At 34.1% G+C, this 19,085-nt stretch carries 20 protein-coding genes; 12 read left to right on the plus strand and 8 right to left on the minus strand.

Annotated features, from left to right (window positions below):
- Nucleotides 1-10: 10 nt before the first annotated feature.
- Complete coding sequence (nusB, locus tag A9G48_RS07075) at nt 11-430, minus strand: transcription antitermination factor NusB (protein ID WP_034944186.1); 420 nt, start codon at nt 428-430, stop codon at nt 11-13.
- A 4-nt stretch (nt 431-434) separates the two neighbouring features.
- Nucleotides 435-905, minus strand: coding sequence for a 6,7-dimethyl-8-ribityllumazine synthase (ribH, locus tag A9G48_RS07080; protein ID WP_034944187.1), 471 nt, complete (start codon nt 903-905; stop codon nt 435-437).
- A gap of 388 nt (nt 906-1,293) precedes the next feature.
- On the opposite strand from ribH, the gene lpcA reads away from it, so the two are divergent.
- Both lpcA and A9G48_RS07090 read left to right on the plus strand, forming a co-directional pair.
- Nucleotides 1,294-1,872, plus strand: a complete 579-nt coding sequence (lpcA, locus tag A9G48_RS07085; protein ID WP_034944188.1) for a D-sedoheptulose 7-phosphate isomerase — start codon at nt 1,294-1,296, stop codon at nt 1,870-1,872.
- A 1-nt stretch (nt 1,873) separates the two neighbouring features.
- Complete coding sequence (locus A9G48_RS07090; RefSeq protein ID WP_065568628.1) at nt 1,874-2,653, plus strand: class II glutamine amidotransferase; 780 nt, start codon at nt 1,874-1,876, stop codon at nt 2,651-2,653.
- A gap of 282 nt (nt 2,654-2,935) precedes the next feature.
- Here A9G48_RS07090 and A9G48_RS07095 read toward each other — a convergent pair whose 3' ends face one another.
- The 5 genes from A9G48_RS07095 to pncB all read right to left on the minus strand — a co-directional run bounded on the left by A9G48_RS07095 (nt 2,936) and on the right by pncB (nt 9,161).
- Nucleotides 2,936-3,394, minus strand: coding sequence for a methylglyoxal synthase (locus A9G48_RS07095; protein WP_034944191.1), 459 nt, complete (start codon nt 3,392-3,394; stop codon nt 2,936-2,938).
- A gap of 136 nt (nt 3,395-3,530) precedes the next feature.
- Nucleotides 3,531-4,682 (minus strand): porin, encoded by a 1,152-nt coding sequence (locus A9G48_RS07100; protein WP_034944194.1) that lies wholly within the window; start codon nt 4,680-4,682, stop codon nt 3,531-3,533.
- Between the two features lie 299 nt (nt 4,683-4,981).
- Entirely contained in the window at nt 4,982-6,112 is a 1,131-nt protein-coding gene (locus tag A9G48_RS07105; RefSeq protein ID WP_034944211.1) for a porin, read from the minus strand.
- A 286-nt stretch (nt 6,113-6,398) separates the two neighbouring features.
- Entirely contained in the window at nt 6,399-7,802 is a 1,404-nt protein-coding gene (asnS, locus tag A9G48_RS07110; protein ID WP_034944214.1) for an asparagine--tRNA ligase, read from the minus strand.
- Nucleotides 7,803-7,967: 165 nt separating this feature from the next.
- Nucleotides 7,968-9,161 (minus strand): nicotinate phosphoribosyltransferase, encoded by a 1,194-nt coding sequence (pncB, locus tag A9G48_RS07115; RefSeq protein ID WP_034944217.1) that lies wholly within the window; start codon nt 9,159-9,161, stop codon nt 7,968-7,970.
- Nucleotides 9,162-9,318: 157 nt separating this feature from the next.
- Between pncB and pepN the strand changes: the two genes are divergently transcribed.
- Entirely contained in the window at nt 9,319-11,952 is a 2,634-nt protein-coding gene (gene pepN, locus A9G48_RS07120) for an aminopeptidase N (RefSeq protein WP_065576008.1), read from the plus strand.
- A 123-nt stretch (nt 11,953-12,075) separates the two neighbouring features.
- Nucleotides 12,076-12,405 (plus strand): rhodanese-like domain-containing protein, encoded by a 330-nt coding sequence (locus tag A9G48_RS07125; protein WP_065576009.1) that lies wholly within the window; start codon nt 12,076-12,078, stop codon nt 12,403-12,405.
- A gap of 50 nt (nt 12,406-12,455) precedes the next feature.
- On the opposite strand, the gene A9G48_RS07130 is transcribed toward A9G48_RS07125, so the two are convergent.
- Nucleotides 12,456-13,304 (minus strand): MetQ/NlpA family ABC transporter substrate-binding protein, encoded by an 849-nt coding sequence (locus A9G48_RS07130; protein ID WP_218057835.1) that lies wholly within the window; start codon nt 13,302-13,304, stop codon nt 12,456-12,458.
- A gap of 273 nt (nt 13,305-13,577) precedes the next feature.
- Here A9G48_RS07130 and A9G48_RS07135 point away from each other — a divergent pair, with 273 nt between their 5' ends.
- The 8 genes from A9G48_RS07135 (at nt 13,578) to A9G48_RS07170 (ending at nt 19,069) form a co-directional block, all read left to right on the plus strand.
- Entirely contained in the window at nt 13,578-14,636 is a 1,059-nt protein-coding gene (locus tag A9G48_RS07135; protein ID WP_034944229.1) for a methionine ABC transporter ATP-binding protein, read from the plus strand.
- Between the two features lie 85 nt (nt 14,637-14,721).
- A complete protein-coding gene (locus A9G48_RS07140; protein ID WP_442903340.1) occupies nt 14,722-15,321 on the plus strand; it encodes a methionine ABC transporter permease in 600 nt (199 codons plus the stop codon).
- Nucleotides 15,322-15,611: 290 nt separating this feature from the next.
- Nucleotides 15,612-16,427: a phospholipid ABC transporter ATP-binding protein MlaF gene (mlaF, locus tag A9G48_RS07145; protein WP_065576010.1), complete on the plus strand. Its 816-nt coding sequence runs from the start codon at nt 15,612-15,614 to the stop codon at nt 16,425-16,427.
- The gene (mlaE, locus tag A9G48_RS07150) at nt 16,427-17,206 is read left to right on the plus strand and encodes a lipid asymmetry maintenance ABC transporter permease subunit MlaE (protein ID WP_141670303.1); all 780 of its coding nucleotides are present in this window, start codon (nt 16,427-16,429) and stop codon (nt 17,204-17,206) included. The genes mlaF and mlaE overlap by 1 nt, the downstream gene beginning before the upstream one ends.
- A gap of 10 nt (nt 17,207-17,216) precedes the next feature.
- A complete protein-coding gene (mlaD, locus tag A9G48_RS07155) occupies nt 17,217-17,789 on the plus strand; it encodes an outer membrane lipid asymmetry maintenance protein MlaD (RefSeq protein ID WP_034944238.1) in 573 nt (190 codons plus the stop codon).
- 9 nt (nt 17,790-17,798) lie between these two features.
- Nucleotides 17,799-18,443, plus strand: coding sequence for a phospholipid-binding protein MlaC (gene mlaC, locus A9G48_RS07160; protein ID WP_034944241.1), 645 nt, complete (start codon nt 17,799-17,801; stop codon nt 18,441-18,443).
- Between the two features lie 5 nt (nt 18,444-18,448).
- Nucleotides 18,449-18,721: an STAS domain-containing protein gene (locus A9G48_RS07165; RefSeq protein ID WP_034944243.1), complete on the plus strand. Its 273-nt coding sequence runs from the start codon at nt 18,449-18,451 to the stop codon at nt 18,719-18,721.
- A gap of 90 nt (nt 18,722-18,811) precedes the next feature.
- Nucleotides 18,812-19,069, plus strand: coding sequence for a BolA family protein (locus A9G48_RS07170; protein ID WP_034944245.1), 258 nt, complete (start codon nt 18,812-18,814; stop codon nt 19,067-19,069).
- Nucleotides 19,070-19,085: the final 16 nt, after the last annotated feature.

The raw sequence follows: 19,085 nt of genomic DNA on the forward strand, positions 1-19,085 counted from the left end.
ATTTAATCGGTTACCGTGTACGTATGGTTGGCGCTAATTTATCTAATACGCCATTAACAAATTTATGACTATCTGCCGCACCGAATGTTTTGGTTAATTCAATAGCTTCGTTAATCACAACTTTATAAGGAACATCTTGGCGTTTAAGTAATTCGTAAAGTGCAATTCGCAATACGGCTAATTCAACTTGACCAAGTTCTTCAACGGTACGTTCTGTGAGGAAAGGCGCCATCTTTTCATCTAAATCAGTTCTATTTTTAACAACGCCATTTAATAGTTCTCGAAAATACTTAGCATCAACTCCTTTCATATCTTGTTCAGCAAGAAAACTTGCCTCAACATCAGCAAGATCATTTCTGGAAATTTGCCAAGAATAAATTGCTTGTACTGCACACTCTCTTGCTCTACGACGAGGATTGACTAATGCCACTAAATTACTCCTTAATTGCTTTAATAATGTTTAGCATTTCAAGTGCAGTTAATGCTGCTTCTGAGCCTTTATTACCCGCTTTTGTGCCTGCACGTTCAATAGCTTGTTCAATACTTTCAGTAGTTAAAATACCAAATCCGACTGGAATGGTGTAATCTAAACTTGCGCTTAGTAATCCTGAACTTGATTCACCAGCTACAAAATCAAAATGTGCTGTACTACCACGAATCACTGTTCCTAATGCCACAATAGCATCATATTTTTTAGATTGAGCAGCAACTTTAGCTGTAAGTGGGATTTCATAAGCACCAGGTACCCAAATAACCGTAATATTTTTATTTTCTACTTGCCCAATACGCGTTAATGCGTCAATTGCACCATTAACAAGGTTTTCGTTTATGAAATGATTAAAACGAGCCACTATTATGGCAACTTTAGCTTTTGGTGCAGAAACTTTTCCTTCAATTGTTTGCATATTTATTCCTTATTCATTGATTTTAAATGCAATTTCATTATTACTTTCGGTGAAAAAATTATTCTTAAATTGTATCACAAATTAAAGGCTTATCCTATTAGCAAATAGCGTTGCAACCGAGATCTATCCTTTTAATTTTTTAAAAGTAGATACAATAAATTTAACAATTGAAAATGTTGTATTTAGATAGTTTAAATATTTTAGAAATAATAATATAAAGACTAAATTTTAATCACAGACTTTCCATGTCCAAATTTTTTTAATTTTTATATATGGAAAAAAACTAATACATTTAGATAAAATAATGTTATTTTTCGATTATCTCTTGCAAGCTGTTTTTAACGAATTACAATGGTGTATAGATTAAATTATTGATGGAGTAATATTGATGTACATTGACAATATTCGTAATGAGTTAAATCAAGCAATTGATGTATTGACTAATTTTGTTTCTGATAACAATAATCTTTTAAATATTCAAAAAGCTGCAGTGCTAATTGCTGACTCATTTAAACATGGAGGTAAGGTTCTTTCATGTGGCAATGGAGGATCTCACTGTGATGCCATGCATTTCGCTGAAGAGCTAACTGGTCGTTTTCGTGATAATCGTCCAGCTTATCCCGCGATTGCAATATCTGATGTAAGCCATATTTCTTGTGTGGGTAATGATTTTGGGTTTGATTATATTTTTTCTCGCTATGTTGAAGGTGTTGGTAAAAAAGGGGATGTACTTTTAGGTATTTCAACTTCAGGAAATTCAGCTAATGTATTAAAAGCCATTGAGTCTGCAAAACAAAAAGACATGAAAATTATTACACTTACAGGTAAAGATGGTGGTAAGATGAATGGGCTTGCCGATGTCGATATTCGTGTTCCACATCTAGGTTACGCTGATCGCATACAAGAAGTTCACATTAAAGTGATTCATATTCTAATTATGCTTATTGAAAAAGAGATGGCCAAGTGAAATGTGTGAATTATTGGGTATGAGCGCTAATGTGCCAACCGATATCTGTTTTAGCTTTACCAGCCTAATTAAACGTGGTGGGGAGAAAGGTCCTCATAAAGATGGCTGGGGTATTACTTTTTATGAAGGCAAAGGTTGCCGGACATTCAAAGATCCAGAACCTTGCAGTTTTTCATCAATTGCAAAAATGGTTCAACAATATCCTATAAAGTCTAAAGCAGTGATTGCACATATTCGACAAGCTAACCGAGGCGGTGTTGCGCTGGAAAATACTCACCCATTTACTCGTGAATTATGGGGGAAAAACTGGACTTTTGCTCACAATGGGCAATTGGCTGACTATCAAAATTTAGATACTGGGCTTTTTCAACCCGTAGGTGAAACTGATAGTGAATATGCTTTTTGTTATTTGATTAATCAATTACAACAAAGATATTCCCATAAACCTAACAATGATTTGCTGTTGTTTAATTTTATTAAACAATGTGCCGATAAATTAAGTCAGTTTGGTGTATTTAATATGCTGCTTTCTGACGGGCAATATGTATTTGCTTACTGCACTACCAATTTGCACTGGATAACTCGTAAAGCACCTTTTGGCAAAGCAAAACTACTCGATGAAAACGTGGAAATTGATTTTCAAAAGCACACTACACCAAACGATGTTGTAACAATTATTTCGACATTACCTTTAACTTCCAATGAGACTTGGCATAAACTCAATACCAATGAAGCAATTTTGTTTAAAAATGGTGAAGTTAATCAATCTTCCGCATTTTAATTCTTGGTTTGGTGGTTTAACTTAAATTAATATTGTAAATAGCCTTAATATGGCTAACCTAATTATTAATATTATCCATGGCAAATGCTGAAAAATAATTTATATACATATATCATAAAGATAATCCGTACAGGTATGATCAATAAATCCTCTTAGAGCAGAGTAAACAATGCACTCTATCCAACCTTGTTAACAAGGCGAATTGAAAAATAATATATTCAAAAAAATAAATAAATTATCAATTATATTTATTTAGTTATTTTGCTGATTTGGGATGGACATTTATTTAATCCTTCCAGCTAGATAGGCTTGATAATCTGGTATTTCGATTTCAACCTCTTGAGTAAAAATGGAAGACTGAATTAATGCATTAGCTGTAGCTTGATTTGTGGCAACAGGAATGTTCCAAACTGTGGATAACCGCAATAATGCTTTAACATCTGGATCATGTGGTACAGCATTAAGTGGATCCCAGAAAAATATTAGAATATCAATTTTACCTTCAGCAATTAATGCACCAATTTGCTGATCTCCCCCCATTGGACCACTGAGCATTGGAGTAATATTTAAGCCAGTTTCTTTTTTAATTAACGTGCCGGTCGTTCCAGTACCACACAAATGATGATGAGAAAGCTCTTCACAATTTTTCTTACACCAAGTTAATAAAGAATCTTTTAAATGGTCATGCGCAACTAATGCAATATTTTTTTTAGCCTTTAATTTTCGTGTGCTATAAAGCATTGTGGTTATCCTACTCTATGATTGTCTATGACGTTTTTAACAGAGTATCTATTAAAGTGCAAGACATATTTGTTAAGATTAGTAGCAATAAAAAAGGCACCGAAGTGCCTTTTTGAAGATATACAATTACAATTAATTAGAATTGATAAATTAAACCAAGCGCAACAGTATCTTTAGTGTTTGCTTTGACAATTGAATGACTGTCACTATAGTCACTACCATATAAACTGCGACGAGCGCCAATATCATCTTTATCTAACAAATTGATTTTGTAATCAACAAGCGCTTTTAGATTTTTGTTAAAATCGTAAGTTACACCAATATCAACATATTTAGTTAAATCATCACCTTTAAGTCCCACGTCACCACTTCTCGCTAAACTTGATGCATCTTCAACTCTATGTTGGATATAAGCAACAGATGGTGTTAAACGACCAATGTCAAAGTCAATACCGTATTGTGCTACAACTTCAAAACCTTTAGTTTTTAAATCATCAGCATTACGTGTACTTGAGGCATTGTTCCAACCGTATTTTTGTTTACCTTGAATGTATAAGGCTGCTAAATAAACATTATTATTGTCATATTTGATACCTGCAGACCATGATTTAGCATCTTTATGTCCACCTGTTTGTGCATAACCTGCACCTATAGTTAAACCAGTATCAAACATATCCCAATCAATTACTGATCCCCATGCTTCAGCACTATCATGACCGTTGTGGCTTTCAAAAGTATTGAAGTGGCGAGTAGAGCTATTATCACCATTGTCCGCATATTGTACAGCAAAACGTAGGCCATTTACTAAACCAAAGAAATCTGAGTTACGGTAAGTTGCTACAGCTTTAGTTCGAGCAGTTAATGCGTAAAGATCATTATCAGAAGCATCACCACCAAATTCTGGTAATACGTCAGTGTAAGAAGTTAATGTCTTTAATATACCATCGTTTCGTCCATAATCAAATGAACCAAAGTCACCAAAGTTTAAACCAGCAAATGCATAACGAGTTTCATTATCTGAATTTTTACCAGTGGCAGTTTCATATTCCCAACGTCCATAACCAGATAACCAGTCAGTAACTTGAGTTTGACCGGACATACCCAAACGTGCCGTAGTTTTATCGCCTTCGCCAGTTTGATTGTTACGATCAGTAATATAATTTAAAGCATAAACTCGACCATAAAAGTCAACTTTATTACCATCTTTGTTCCACACTTCAATAGATGCGCCTGCTGTGCCTGCAATTAAAAGTGCAGGAATAGCGATTGCTAATAGATTACGTTTCATTTTGTTACCCTCATAGGTATTTATTATTAAAGATGCAAATTACTTTGCTCTCGGTTAATAAATAATTGCTAACGTGATTAACAATTACATTATTATTGTGATATCTACTATTTAGATATTGGATTTTTATTGCTCACATTGCTAATAAACAATATTAGTTAGATAATTTCTGCGAAATTCGTTTTTATTCTAGTTCCAGAAATAAATTTCTTTTAAGCATAAAATGTGTTTTTAGGTAGGAATAGCTTTAAAAGGCGAGAAAAAAGGCACAAAAGTGCCTTTTTTGAGATACTAAGAAATTAGAATTGGTAGATTAAACCAAGAGCTAAAGTATCTTTTGTACCAGGTTTATTTAAATGACGGTCACGTTGATGAGCTGTGTTATCTGCTGCACCAATATCTTTACGATCAAGTAAATTGAATTGATATTCAACGATAGCGCTGAAGTTTTTGTTTAGGTCATATGTTGCACCAACAGAAACATATTTAGCTAATGGTGAAGTAATTGAACCATTGCGATATAACCATTCACCATGAGACTCATTGTATTTAGCTTTATGTTGAACATATGCTAATGATGGAGTTAAACGACCAATTTCTAAATCAATACCATATTGAGCAACTAACTCAATACCTCTGATTTTAAGATCAGAAGAGTATGCATCACCGTCTTCATCTTCAAAACCAACTTGTTTAATTTTACTTTGGAAGTAGCTAGCACCGAAATATACGTTGTAGTTATCATATTTAAGACCAGTAGCCCAAGTATTGTGGCGAGTTTGGCTAACTGTTGATTGAGCATAACCTGCACCAGCAGTTAAACCAGTATCAAAAATACGCCATTGGATGTTTGCACCATATGCTTCTCTTGATTTACCTTTGATAGAATCAACAGTACTTGAGTTGTCGCCATTATCTGCATATTGAACTGCAAAGCTAACGTCATCATTTAAACCAAAGAAGTTATTGTTGCGATAAGTAGCAACAGCTTTAGTACGAGATGAAAGTACATTCCAGTTGTTGTTAGCTGCATCACCACCAAATTCTGGTAATACGTCTGTATAAGCAGTAATTGCTTTTAACACACCGTCATTACGACCATAATCAAATGAACCAAAGTCACCAAAGTTTAAACCAGCAAATGCATAACGAGTTTCATCCCATGATTTTTTACCAGTTTTAGTTTCATATTCCCAACGACCATAACCTGATAGCCAGTTAGTGATTTGAGTTTGACCAGACATACCTAAACGAGCTGAAGTGTGATCACCTTCATCTTTGTGTCCACGGTCAGTAATATGGTTAGCTGCTTTTACACGACCATAAAAATCAACTTTATTACCGTCTTTGTTCCAAACTTCGATAGAAGCATTTGCTCCAGCAGCAGCTAGAAGTGCTGGAATAGCGATTGCTAATAGATTACGTTTCATTTCTTACCTCATGGTTATTATAAATAAGACACTTTTCCTATAAGTTTAGCGTCTAATTTCGTACAAAAATTATTCAGTTAAAATAATATTTCTATTATCTTTATTTACTTTTTACAGTAGCGTAAATTATGTATAAAAAAAATTTAAAATCAAGCGAACTTTTCATTAAATATGATGTCTAAGACGAAAAACACTTCTGTTTGGTTGTTTTTCATCCAAAAAATAACCAAACATCAATTTGCTTTTTATCATAAATAAGTATATTTATTTTTATTTTCTATTAAGTTCAAAAATTCGCATTCCTCGGTGTTCTTGGGAATGGTATAACATCGCGCACGTTTTGTACGCCTGTAACATAAACAATTAAACGTTCAAAGCCTAAACCAAAACCAGAATGCGGCACAGTACCGTATCGACGTAAATCACGATACCACCAATAATCTTCTTTTTTGAGTCCCAATTCTTCCATGCGCTTATCCAACATATCTAAACGTTCCTCACGCTGAGATCCACCAATGATTTCACCAATTCCTGGCGCTAAAACATCCATTGCCGCTACCGTTTTACCGTCATCATTCATACGCATATAAAAAGCTTTAATATCTTTCGGATAGTTTTTTACTACCACTGGTGCTTTAAAATGTTGTTCAGCTAAATAACGCTCATGTTCTGAAGCTAAATCAATTCCCCAGCTGACTGGGTTTTCAAATTTAACATCACAATTTTGTAAAATGGTAATAGCATCAGTGTAATCCACTTGAGCAAAATCAGCATTAATAAAGTTTTCAAGGCGATTGATTGCTTCTTTATCGACATGCTGTGCAAAAAATTGCATATCGTCAGCTCGTTTTTCTAGCACAGCTTTAAACACATATTTCAACATATCTTCAGCAAGCTTTGCATTATCATTTAGATCAGCGAATGCTACTTCAGGCTCCATCATCCAAAACTCAGCTAAATGGCGAGTAGTATTTGAGTTCTCTGCTCTAAATGTTGGACCAAAAGTATAAACTTTAGAAAGTGCACAAGCATAAGTTTCAGCGTTTAATTGTCCAGAAACGGTTAAAAAAGCTTCTTTACCAAAGAAATCTTTATCAAAATCAACTTTACCATTATCAGATTTAGGCAGATTTAGCATATCAAGTGTCGAAACGCGGAACATTTCGCCCGCCCCTTCAGTATCTGATGCGGTAATAATAGGAGTTGATAACCAATAAAAACCACGTTCATCAAAAAATTGATGAATAGCTTGCGCAAGCGTATGGCGTACACGCGTTATCGCACCAACAATATTGGTTCTTGCACGCAAGTGAGCCACTTCACGAAGATATTCAATCGAATGACGCTTTGCTGCCATTGGGTAAGTTTCGGGATCATCAATAAAGCCATATACTTGAACTTGCGTTGCTTGTAATTCATATTTTTGACCTTGACCTGGGGACTCCACCACTTTACCGGTCACTTTAACCGAACAACCAGCCGTTAAACGTAAGATCTCTTGTTCATAATTAGGTAAATTATTTTCAATAACTGCTTGAATAGGATCAAAGCAAGAACCATCATAAACGGCTAAAAATGAAATGCCTGCTTTAGAATCACGCCGAGTTCTTACCCAACCTTGAACCGAAATTGTGCTACCAACAGCAATTTTGCCTTGTAACACATCAACAATAGGAGCAATTGAAGTCATTTTAATTATCCATCTCTACATTAATTAATTGTTTAAATAATATTTAAAGTAATACAGATATATTCAAATGGTTATTCCATAGCAAAATAGAATTTTTGAATAATAAAATCCTTATTACTAATTTTTATTTTCTAATATGAACAATAGGTTAAGTGTAAATTATTATCAATTTTTAACACTAAAAGTTCGTTTTAGCTCATCGATAAAATCTAAATCCTGGGAAATCGTTTTACCTGGGCTATCTGATAGTTTCGCAACAGATTGATTATTACATTCCGTTAATTTAATTACAATATTCAATGATTTAGTATTGGTTTCTGTTGATGGAATATCACAAGCTAAAAACCCACCCACACCAAAAGATAATTTTACGCGATGATTAAAATGTTGGTAGATATTAATCGCTTTATCAAAATTTAAACTATCTGAAAAAACTAACATTTTCGTTTGCGGATTTATGCCCAACTGTTTGTAATGAGCAATCGCTTTTTCTCCCCATTCAATTGAATCACCCGAATCATGACGAAGTCCTTGGTAGTGAGAGGCAAAGTGTAAATTAAAATCACGTAAAAACGCATCCATTGTAATACAATCAGTTAATGCTACTCCCAAGTTATTAGGATATTCATCTAACCAAACCTGAAGAGCATTTCTTTGGCAATCTTGAAGATTGGTGCTTAAACGTTGATGGGCTTGAAACCATTCGTGTGCTTGCGTTCCAACAGGGGTGAGCCCTAAACGATAGGCAAGTAAATAATTGCTCGTGCTATGGAAGTGATTAAAGTGCGTTTTCAAATAACTGACAACAGCTTCTTGCACCGCAAACGAATAACGCCTACGTGTACCAAAATCCATTAAGTTAAAACCAGACATATCCATATTAGCTGTTTTTTCATTAAACAATGCTAATTTATCTTTTAGCCTAGCTAGTGCCTCTGGAACGCCAATATTTGGTGAACGATCTTTATGAACAATCTCACTAATAACAGCAAGTAATGGCACTTCCCATAAAATAACATCTAACCATTTACCTTCAATTGTAATAGAAAGCACTCCATTTTCATTTTTGATAGTGAGCAGATCACTGTTAAAACGCCATTTTTTGAGCCAATTTAAATAGTCAGATTTAAAAAAAGAAATATTTGATAAATAGTTAAATTCATCATCAGACAGCGCTAATGATTCCATTAATTTGACTTGATGTATTATTTCATCAACATATTGCCCCAATAAATCATCACTACGGCAACGAAACTGTGCAACTACTGTTGTATTTGGATAGTGATGAAATACAGCTTGCTGCATATGCAACTTATAAGCATCAGTATCTAATATTGATGTAATTATCGCTGGTAACATGTAAATTTAGTGCTATTACTTTAAATAAAATTCCGAAGATTATAGCAGAATAATAATGAAGATATAGATTAATTATGTAATAAGATTGTTTTTAATCGGTTATAATATGAAATAGCACAACATATAAATTGAGTACCAACCAAAAGGTCATAAAAATATGAATACAAAAACGCCTGAGTCGCAACCTATTGCCAAAAATCGTCTTGATTATAAAGCGTCTGATTTTACTATTACCAACATTGATCTTGATTTTGATTTAGCACCCGAAATAACAACCGTCACAGCTCGCAGCCGTGTTGTTAAAAAAAATAATGAAGCGGACAATTTAATTTTAGATGGTGAAGACCTTAAATTGATTTCTGTTAATATTGACGAACAACCATGGCATGATTATCAGATTACAGCAAGCGGGTTAATCATCCAAGGCGTTCCTACCGAATTTACCTTAACAATTGTTAATGAAATCAAACCAATTGATAATACAGCCCTTGAAGGTTTATATGTATCAGGCAATGCGCTTTGTACTCAATGTGAAGCAGAAGGATTCCGTCATATTACTTATTACCTTGACAGACCTGACGTTCTTGCATGCTTTTCAACACGTATTACCGCGAATAAACAACATTATCCTTATCTACTTTCGAACGGTAATCGCATAGCGCAAGGCGAACTTGCCGATGGACGTCATTGGGTACAATGGCAAGATCCTTTTCCAAAACCGGCTTACTTATTTGCATTAGTTGCTGGTGATTTTGATATTTTAAAAGATCAGTTTATCACGCAATCAAAACGGAAAGTTGATTTAGAAATTTACGTTGATAAAGGTAATTTAGATCGTTCGCAGTGGGCTATGACAAGCTTAAAAAATGCCATGCGTTGGGACGAAACACGCTTTGGGCTTGAATACGACTTAGATATCTTTATGATTGTAGCGGTTGATTTTTTCAATATGGGAGCAATGGAAAACAAAGGATTAAATATCTTTAATTCAAAATATGTGCTTGCCAAACCACAAACAGCAACAGATGATGACTATCTAGGTATTGAAGGTGTAATTGGTCATGAATATTTTCACAACTGGACTGGTAATCGGGTAACCTGTCGCGACTGGTTCCAACTTAGTTTAAAAGAAGGATTAACTGTATTTCGAGATCAGGAATTTAGCGCTGATATGGGATCTCGTGCAGTAAAACGCATTGAGGATGTCAAACTTTTGCGCACCGTTCAATTTGCCGAAGATGCTAGCCCAATGTCTCACCCGATTCGCCCTGAACAAGTAATAGAAATGAATAACTTTTACACAGTCACCGTGTACGAAAAAGGCGCTGAAGTTATTCGAATGATGCATACTTTATTAGGAGAAGATAAATTCCAAGCAGGGATGAAACTTTATTTTAAACGCCATGATGGTAGTGCCGCAACTTGTGATGATTTTGTTGCAGCCATGCAAGATGCCTCAGGTATTGATTTAACTCAATTTAAATTATGGTATAGCCAATCAGGAACACCTGAATTAACCGTTACCGATAATTATGACGAGAAAAATCAACAATATACTTTAACAGTAGAACAATATACGCCAGCTACTCAAGATCAAGCACAAAAACAGGCTTTGCATATCCCACTTGATATCGAGTTATATCAACATAATGGTGAAATAATTCCACTACAATACCAAGGCAAATCTGTTCACCATGTTTTAAATTTAACACAAAACAAACAACAATTTATCTTTGATAACGTAACTCAAAAACCAATCATTTCATTACTACGTGATTTTTCAGCACCTGTTAAGTTAACTTATGATTATCAAGATAATGATCTTATTTTCTTAATGCAACACGCTACTAACGCATTTAGCCGTTACGATGCAGCTCAAATGTTATTAGCAAAATATGTTCGCTTGAATGTAAAAAATTATCAAGAAAATCAAAATTTAATGTTGCCTGATTCAGTATTAGATGCATTTAGAGCCGTATTGTTATCAGAAAAAACTGACCCTTTCCTTATTGCACAAATCTTAACCTTGCCATCTGAAAACGAGTTGGCAAATTTATTTACTGTGGTTGATCCAATCGCAATTCATCAAGTGCGTCTATTTTTGTTAACTCATTTTGCAAACGAACTTTATGATGAATTATTAGCCGTTTATCATCACAATAAAACATCACAATATCAAATTAAACATAACGATATTGCTAAGCGGTCACTTAAAAACTGTTGTTTAACTTTATTAGCTCATGCCGATGATAATTCGTACGCCAATACATTGGTTAACCAACAATATTATCAAGCAAATAATATGACTGATTGTTTAGCCGCCTTGAGTGTAGCTGTAAAAGCTGAACTTGATTGTCGAACTGAGTTATTGGCTAACTTTGATGACAAATGGCATCAAGATGGACTTGTTATGGACAAATGGTTAGCACTAAACGCAACAAGCCCAGAAAAAAATGTTCTTGCTACCGTGAAAAAATTATTAACTCACCGCTCATTTACACTCAGTAACCCAAATCGGATCCGTGCATTAATTGGAGCATTTGTAAATAATAACCCTGTGGCATTTCACGCTGAAGATGGCAGTGGTTATCAATTTTTAGTTGAGATTCTTACTGAATTAAACCAAAAAAACCCGCAAGTTGCAGCAAGGCTTATTGATCCTCTAATTCGATTAAAACGTTATGACAAAAAGCGTCAACAACAAATGCAAAAAGCACTTGAAGCATTGCTAAAAATTGAAAATTTATCTAAAGATTTATTTGAAAAAATTAACAAGGCACTAGAAGACTAAGTAGGAAATAGCATCCTGCAATATCGTTGCAGGGTGCCATTAATAAATTTAAAATTAAAGTTTTATACTAAAACGTATAGTTTCCTGAAACTTTTTTACAATCACTTTAATAAGTTTTAAATAATGACAATAAAAGAAATCGCTCCCACAGAACTTGCACAAAAATTAAATCAGCAAAATAATCTATTTCTGCTCGATGTACGAGAACCCAATGAAATAGCCATTTGCAGTATTGGTAACGCAACTCATATTCCAATGAATATGATCCCTTTATATCTAGATAAAATCCCAGATGAAATCGATATTGTTATTTATTGTCATCACGGCAGACGTAGCCTAACTGTTGCTCATTATTTAGCAGAAAACGGGTTTGATCCTAACTTTCTCTATAATCTTACAGGGGGGATTGATGCTTGGGCGTTAACGGTTGATAAACAGATGATAAGGTACTAAAATGCCCGTAATAAAACGGGCGTTTCTTTATAACTTTACCTTGCTATTGCTTATTCTTGAGGCATCACCCAATAACCATTTTGGTTATGCGTTTTCATATAATCTTTAAATTGTTGAGATTGATAAATACGCTTCACATCTTGAGCCCATCGACTATTTTCGTTTCCTTCATTCACTACAACCATAATTTCCAAATCAGGAATGATGGTTTCAGAAAGTAATGCTTTGTTCGAGTCAATATTAGCAGAATAAACAATGCTACCTGGAATTACCGCAAAATCTAATTCATTAAGCACTCTAGGAATATTGGCCGAATCCATTTCAATAATTTCAATACCTGCAATATTTTGAGCAATATCATTTTTACTAACAATAATAGGATTTGTATTATTTTTTAATTTTATCCAACCAGCTTTTTCTAGTAGATTATATGAACGAGCTGCATTAGAAGCATCTTGTGGAATAGCAACTTTTGCTCCTGAAAAAATTTGCGTTAGTGAGGTGAACTTATTTGAAAATATTGCCGCAGGTACCGATGGTACATGTACAACTGGTTTTAAATTTGCTTTACGCTGGGCATTAAACACATTCATATAAGCTGTGTGCTGTGCAACGGTTAAATCAATACTACCTTCACTTAAAGCTACGTCTGATTCAAGTAAATGCGGAAAATTCACTAATTTAACCTTATAACCCTCTGATTCAAGTATGGGTTTAACAGCATCATTAAAAAGATCGTTATATGGACCTGGTGATACGCCCATGCTAATTTCTTTTTTTGTCTGATTATCGACTGGTTTAGACGAATTATCACAACCAATAGTCAAAAACGCTAAACTAGCAACTAAAACGACTGATATGTATTTAAATATTTTTTGCTTGATAAACGCATTTTTCATTTCAGCTATCCTCTATAAACATTAAGCGTTAAAGCATAAAATACACTCTAGCACAGAAAAAAGCGTTCATTTATTCCAAGTAATTCTATCTTATAACTATATGGAATAAGATATAAAAAACGATTATTAGAGCAATAATTTAACCTGTGATACCGTTAGATACATTAATTATTGTCAATCTTTGAATATGCCAAACACCTACAAGAAATAATTTATCCAAATTGGCTAAGCAAGCACTTATTCAACTAAAAGAAAATAAATAGGCGATGAATAATGATTAAATTTGAACATGCCTCAAAACAATATGAAAGAAATGGCGTCACAACACAAGCTTTAAACGATATTAATTTAACCATCAGTAAAGGGGATATTTACGGCATTATTGGTTACAGTGGTGCAGGTAAAAGCACCTTAGTGCGCTTAATTAATTTTCTTGAAAAGCCAACTCAAGGCAATGTTATTATTCAAAATAAAGTATTAAATCAATTAACTAGTGCTGAATTACGTCAAATACGCCAAAAAATTGGTATGATTTTTCAGCATTTTAATTTGCTTGAATCAAAAACCGTATTTGAAAATATTGCTATTCCTTTAATTTTAATCAAAAAAGATAAACATTCGATTAAACAAAAAGTCTATGAACTTTTGGAATTTGTTGGATTAAGTGATAAAGCCAACAACTATCCCAAAGAGCTATCTGGTGGACAAAAACAGCGCATTGGTATCGCTCGGGCATTAGCCAACGATCCTGATATTTTATTATGCGATGAAGCAACTTCAGCACTTGATCCACAAACCACTCAAGCTATTTTAGATTTAATCAAAAAAATCAATCAAAAATATAAAATAACAGTCGTGTTAATTACTCACGAAATGCATGTAATTGAACAAATTTGCCATAAAGTTGCAGTAATGGAAAAAGGAAAAATTATAGAACAAGGTAACGTACTTGACGTATTTGGACAACCAAAACACCAAACTACTCAAAATTTTGTTAGCTCAGTGATCAACGATCAAATTCCAAATGGTGTTGTGGAAAATTTGTTAGAAATAGAAGGTAAAAAAGACAATATTAAATTATTTAAGCTCGAATTCTTAGGACGATCTGCGTCAGAACCCGTGATGAATTCACTTATACTGCAACAAAAAGTTATCGTCAATATTTTGTTTGCCCATATGTCAGAAATCGAAAAAACAGTTTTAGGTAGTATGTTTGTTCAACTAAAAGGTAACGATAGTAATATCAAAGAATCAGTACATTACTTACGTGAGTGCGGTGTGCAAGTCACTGAAATTAAACATTGGGAGATGAGTAAAAATGGAAATATTTAATACTATAATTGACTATTTGGTCTCTTTCTTTGCAACATCAGTAACCACTGAACAATTTGTTCAAGCATCCTATGACACCCTGATTATGGTAGTTTTCTCCTTAATTTTAGGTTCATTAATCGGAATTCCACTTGGTATTTGCTTAGTTACAACAAGACCTTATGGACTATTAGAAAATCGTCGAGTGTTTCGTATTATCAACCCGATTATTAATATAGTTCGCTCATTGCCTTTTATTATTTTATTAGTTGCTATCCAACCTTTAACAAAGGCCATTGTAAATAGCTCTATTGGCACTATAGCAGCAATTGTTCCGTTAACATTTTATGTTGCTCCTTACATTGCTAGATTAGTTGAAAATTCATTACTTGACGTGAATAGTGGTATTATTGAAGCGGCTCAATCAATGGGAGCAACGCCAATACAAATTATTTGGTATTTTATGTTGCCAGAAGCATTTAGTTCTTTAATTTTAACTCTTACAACTGCGACCATAGGTTTAATTGGGGCTACGGCTATGGCTGGTGCCATTGGTGCTGGAGGTATTGGTGATTTAGCTGTGTCATACGGCTATCAACGTTTTGATAATACAGTCACTTATATTTGTGTGGTTATTCTAATTATCTTCATCCAATTGGTACAAAGTACAGGAAACTACTTAGCTCGTAAAGCAAGACACGAATAAAATTACCTATTGGTATCCTACATAAGTCTTCCTTAATATAAAAAGGAAAAGGCGTAGCTCTTTTTGACGGTTACCATAAATAACGTAATTTAGGGTTCTAACTTAAAAACTAAATAAGAAGCAAAATATTTAAAGTTAGTTATATCGTTAAATATAAATATTGGATAAGTTATCAACTTATTGAGCTTGTAAATAATCCATAAATAGACAATATCTTTAATTGATTTCCTTATTGAAAAATATCAAGTAGAATAAAAACAATCGTAATTTTGGTCGTGTAGGAAATCACTGTGACAAACACATTACAGCAAAATTTAGTCGAAATTCACGATATGTCATTTTATCGTGGAACGCGACCTATTTATAAAAATATGAGTTTGAATGTCCCTAAAGGAAAAGTGACAGCAATCATGGGACCTTCAGGTATAGGTAAAACCACACTACTAAGGCTCATTGGTGGACAATTAAAACCGCAGTCAGGAAAAATTTTATTTGATGGTGAAGACATTTCAAATATGTCTCGCTCCCGACTTTATGAAGTACGCAAACGCATGAGCATGTTATTCCAATCGGGGGCTTTATTTACCGATCTAACTGTGTTTGATAATGTTGCTTACCCACTACGTGAGCACTTCAAATTACCTGAACCTATATTGCATAATTTAGTCTTAATGAAATTACAAGCTGTTGGTTTACGTGGTGCCGCAAAAATGATGCCTTCGGAACTTTCAGGTGGTATGGCAAGGCGAGCAGCTTTAGCTCGATCTATTGCGCTTGATCCTGATCTAATTATGTTTGACGAACCTTTTGCTGGGCAAGATCCTATATCTATGGGAGTTATTGTTAAACTGATATCTGAAATAAACCAATCATTAGGATTAACCTGTATCGTTGTTAGCCATGACGTGACCGAAGTGCTCAGTATTGCAGATTATGCTTACATTGTAGCCGAACAACATATTATTGCAGGTGGTACATCACAGCAATTACGTGATAATGATGATTTACGAGTAAAACAGTTTCTTGACGGCTTGGCAGATGGTCCTGTGCCTTTTCATTATCCTGCTGAAGATTACAAATTAGACCTAAGCAGAGGTACAAAATAATGTTAAATTTACTGGCAAAATTAGGACAATGGATTATTAATATTATTGCGATGATAGGTCGTTCTTGCGTTATGCTTTTTGGGGCATTAATTGGTAAACCACAATTTAAAAAACAGTTTCCTTTACTGATTAAACAATTTTACTTTGTTGGCGTTCAATCCTTAACTATTATTATTGTATCAGGTCTTTTTATTGGCATGGTTTTGGCCTTACAAGGTTATTTTATTCTAACTACCTTTGGGGCCGAAGTAAGTTTAGGGATGATGGTTGCCCTTGCGCTACTTCGTGAGCTAGGTCCTGTTGTTGCAGGGCTACTTTTTGCTGGTCGTGCTGGCTCTGCTTTAACGGCTGAAATCGGTTTAATGAAAGCAACTGAACAATTATCAAGTTTAGAAATGATGGCAGTTGATCCATTAAGACGAATCATTGCGCCACGTTTTTGGGCTGGATTTTTTTGCATGCCGTTTCTAACAGCTATTTTTGTTGCAGTTGGCATTTTAGGTGGTATGTTGGTTGGTGTTGATTGGAAAGGTATTGATTCGGGATTTTTTTGGTCATCAATTCAAAGCAATGTAGATTGGTGGCACGACTTAGGAAACTGTTTTGTTAAAAGCTTTGCATTTGCCATTGCTAGCACTTGGATTGCACTGTTTAACGGTTATGATTGCGTACCAACATCAGAGGGAATTAGCCGAGCAACAACAAATACCGTTGTTTATTCATCATTAGTTATTTTGGGGTTAGATTTTATTTTAACCGCATTAATGTTTAGTCATTGAGGTCATAGAGATGAATCGTAAAGTTGAAATTACCGTTGGATTATTTATGTTGCTAGTTATTTGCTCAGTGCTATTTTTGTGTTTTAAAGTCACCGATCCAACATCATTTGCTAGCCATAGCACTTATCGGGTTTATGCTGTATTTGATAATATAGGAGGTTTAAAAGCACGTTCACCAATAAAAGTTGGTGGTGTGGTTATTGGGCGTATAAGTGATATTACTCTACACTCATCTGAACAAGATATATACAAACCTTATGTGACAATAGATATTGATGCACAATACAACAAAATTCCAAGCTCAAGTTCGCTTTCAATTAAAACATCCGGATTATTAGGCGAACAATTTATTGATATTAACCTTGGGTTTGATCGAATGACTGAGTTTGATATTGATTCTGACGGCGTAGCCAACGCCGCTTTGCAAAAAAATAAAATTCCACCTTACTTTGAAGAAGGTTTTGTCATACATAATACTAAACCCGCAATGGTCATCGAAGATTTAATCGGTCAATTTATCTATGGCGTTGGCAACTCAAATAAAGATAAACAACAAGATACACAAAATAAAAATGACGAATAAGGAGTTCACATGTTAACAAAATTGAAACAAACGATTGTGTTAGTATTAGCTTTAGTATTTAGTACGATAGCATTTGCTGAAAATGATCCTTATAAAGAAATGCAAATTTCTGCTGATAAGCTTTTTAGCACTATGAATTCACAATCTGCGACATTAAAATCAAACCCTAACAAACTGAAAGAGATCGTAAGAACTGATTTATTACCTTATGTACAAGTAAAGTATGCTGGCGCATTAATTTTAGGTAATTATTATAAAAGTGCTACAGATGCGCAACGTAAAGCTTATTTCGCTGCTTTTGAAAACTATTTGGTACAAGCTTTTGCTCAAGCATTATCTATGTATAATGGCCAAACTTATCAAGTTGAATCACCAAAAGATTTAACAGGTAAAACGCTTATCTCTATTCGTGTTTTATTAAACCAACCTAATAAAAACCAACAACCATTGCGTATTGATTTCCAATGGCGTAAAAATTCAGTGACTGGCGAATGGAAAGCGTATGATTTAATTGCCGAAGGCGTTAGCATGATCACCACCAAACAAAATGAATGGTCAACTATTTTGCGTCGAGATGGTATTGATGCATTGACTAAACAATTAAATGAACTTTCAAATCGCAATATAGACCCAAACGCTAAACCAAAAGGCTAGTGATAATGTCGCGAATAAAAACAGAAAAACAACAAGAAGTATTGTGTTTACAAGGTGAACTTGATGTTCACTCTTTAAATGATTTATGGTCAACACAAAACTCCATTTTAAATGGTGTAAAATACATTGATGTAGCGCAACTCCCACGGGTTGATTCTTCAGGGCTCGCAACTTTAATTTATTTTTGCAATAAATATCATGTAAAGCTCAAAGGTATTAATCCCCAGCTACAAACATTAATTACCTTGTATGATCTACAACCTGTAATTAATACTTAAAAAATGTTAACTTTTATACTAAAACACATGGTTTTTCTGAAAATTTTTGACAAAAGAGTCCTACATTTATATTAATGATGAGCATTACTAATGAATAAACAAGAAATTATAGACAAATTAAAAAGTTCTCTTGAACTTGATGATCTCCATGTTTTAACTGACGATGGAAGTCACTTTCAAGTTATTGCGGTGGGTGAAGTATTTGCCGATTTAAGTCGAGTAAAAAAACAACAAGCAATTTATGCTCCTTTGGCAGAATTTATTAATGATAACCGTATCCATGCGCTTTCTATAAAAACGTATACACCCACTGAATGGCAACGAGAACGCAAATTGATGGGATTATAACCATTTTTAGCATAAT

Source organism: Gilliamella sp. wkB18, from assembly GCF_001690875.1.
GTDB classification, from domain to species: Bacteria; Pseudomonadota; Gammaproteobacteria; order Enterobacterales; family Orbaceae; genus Gilliamella; species Gilliamella apicola_A.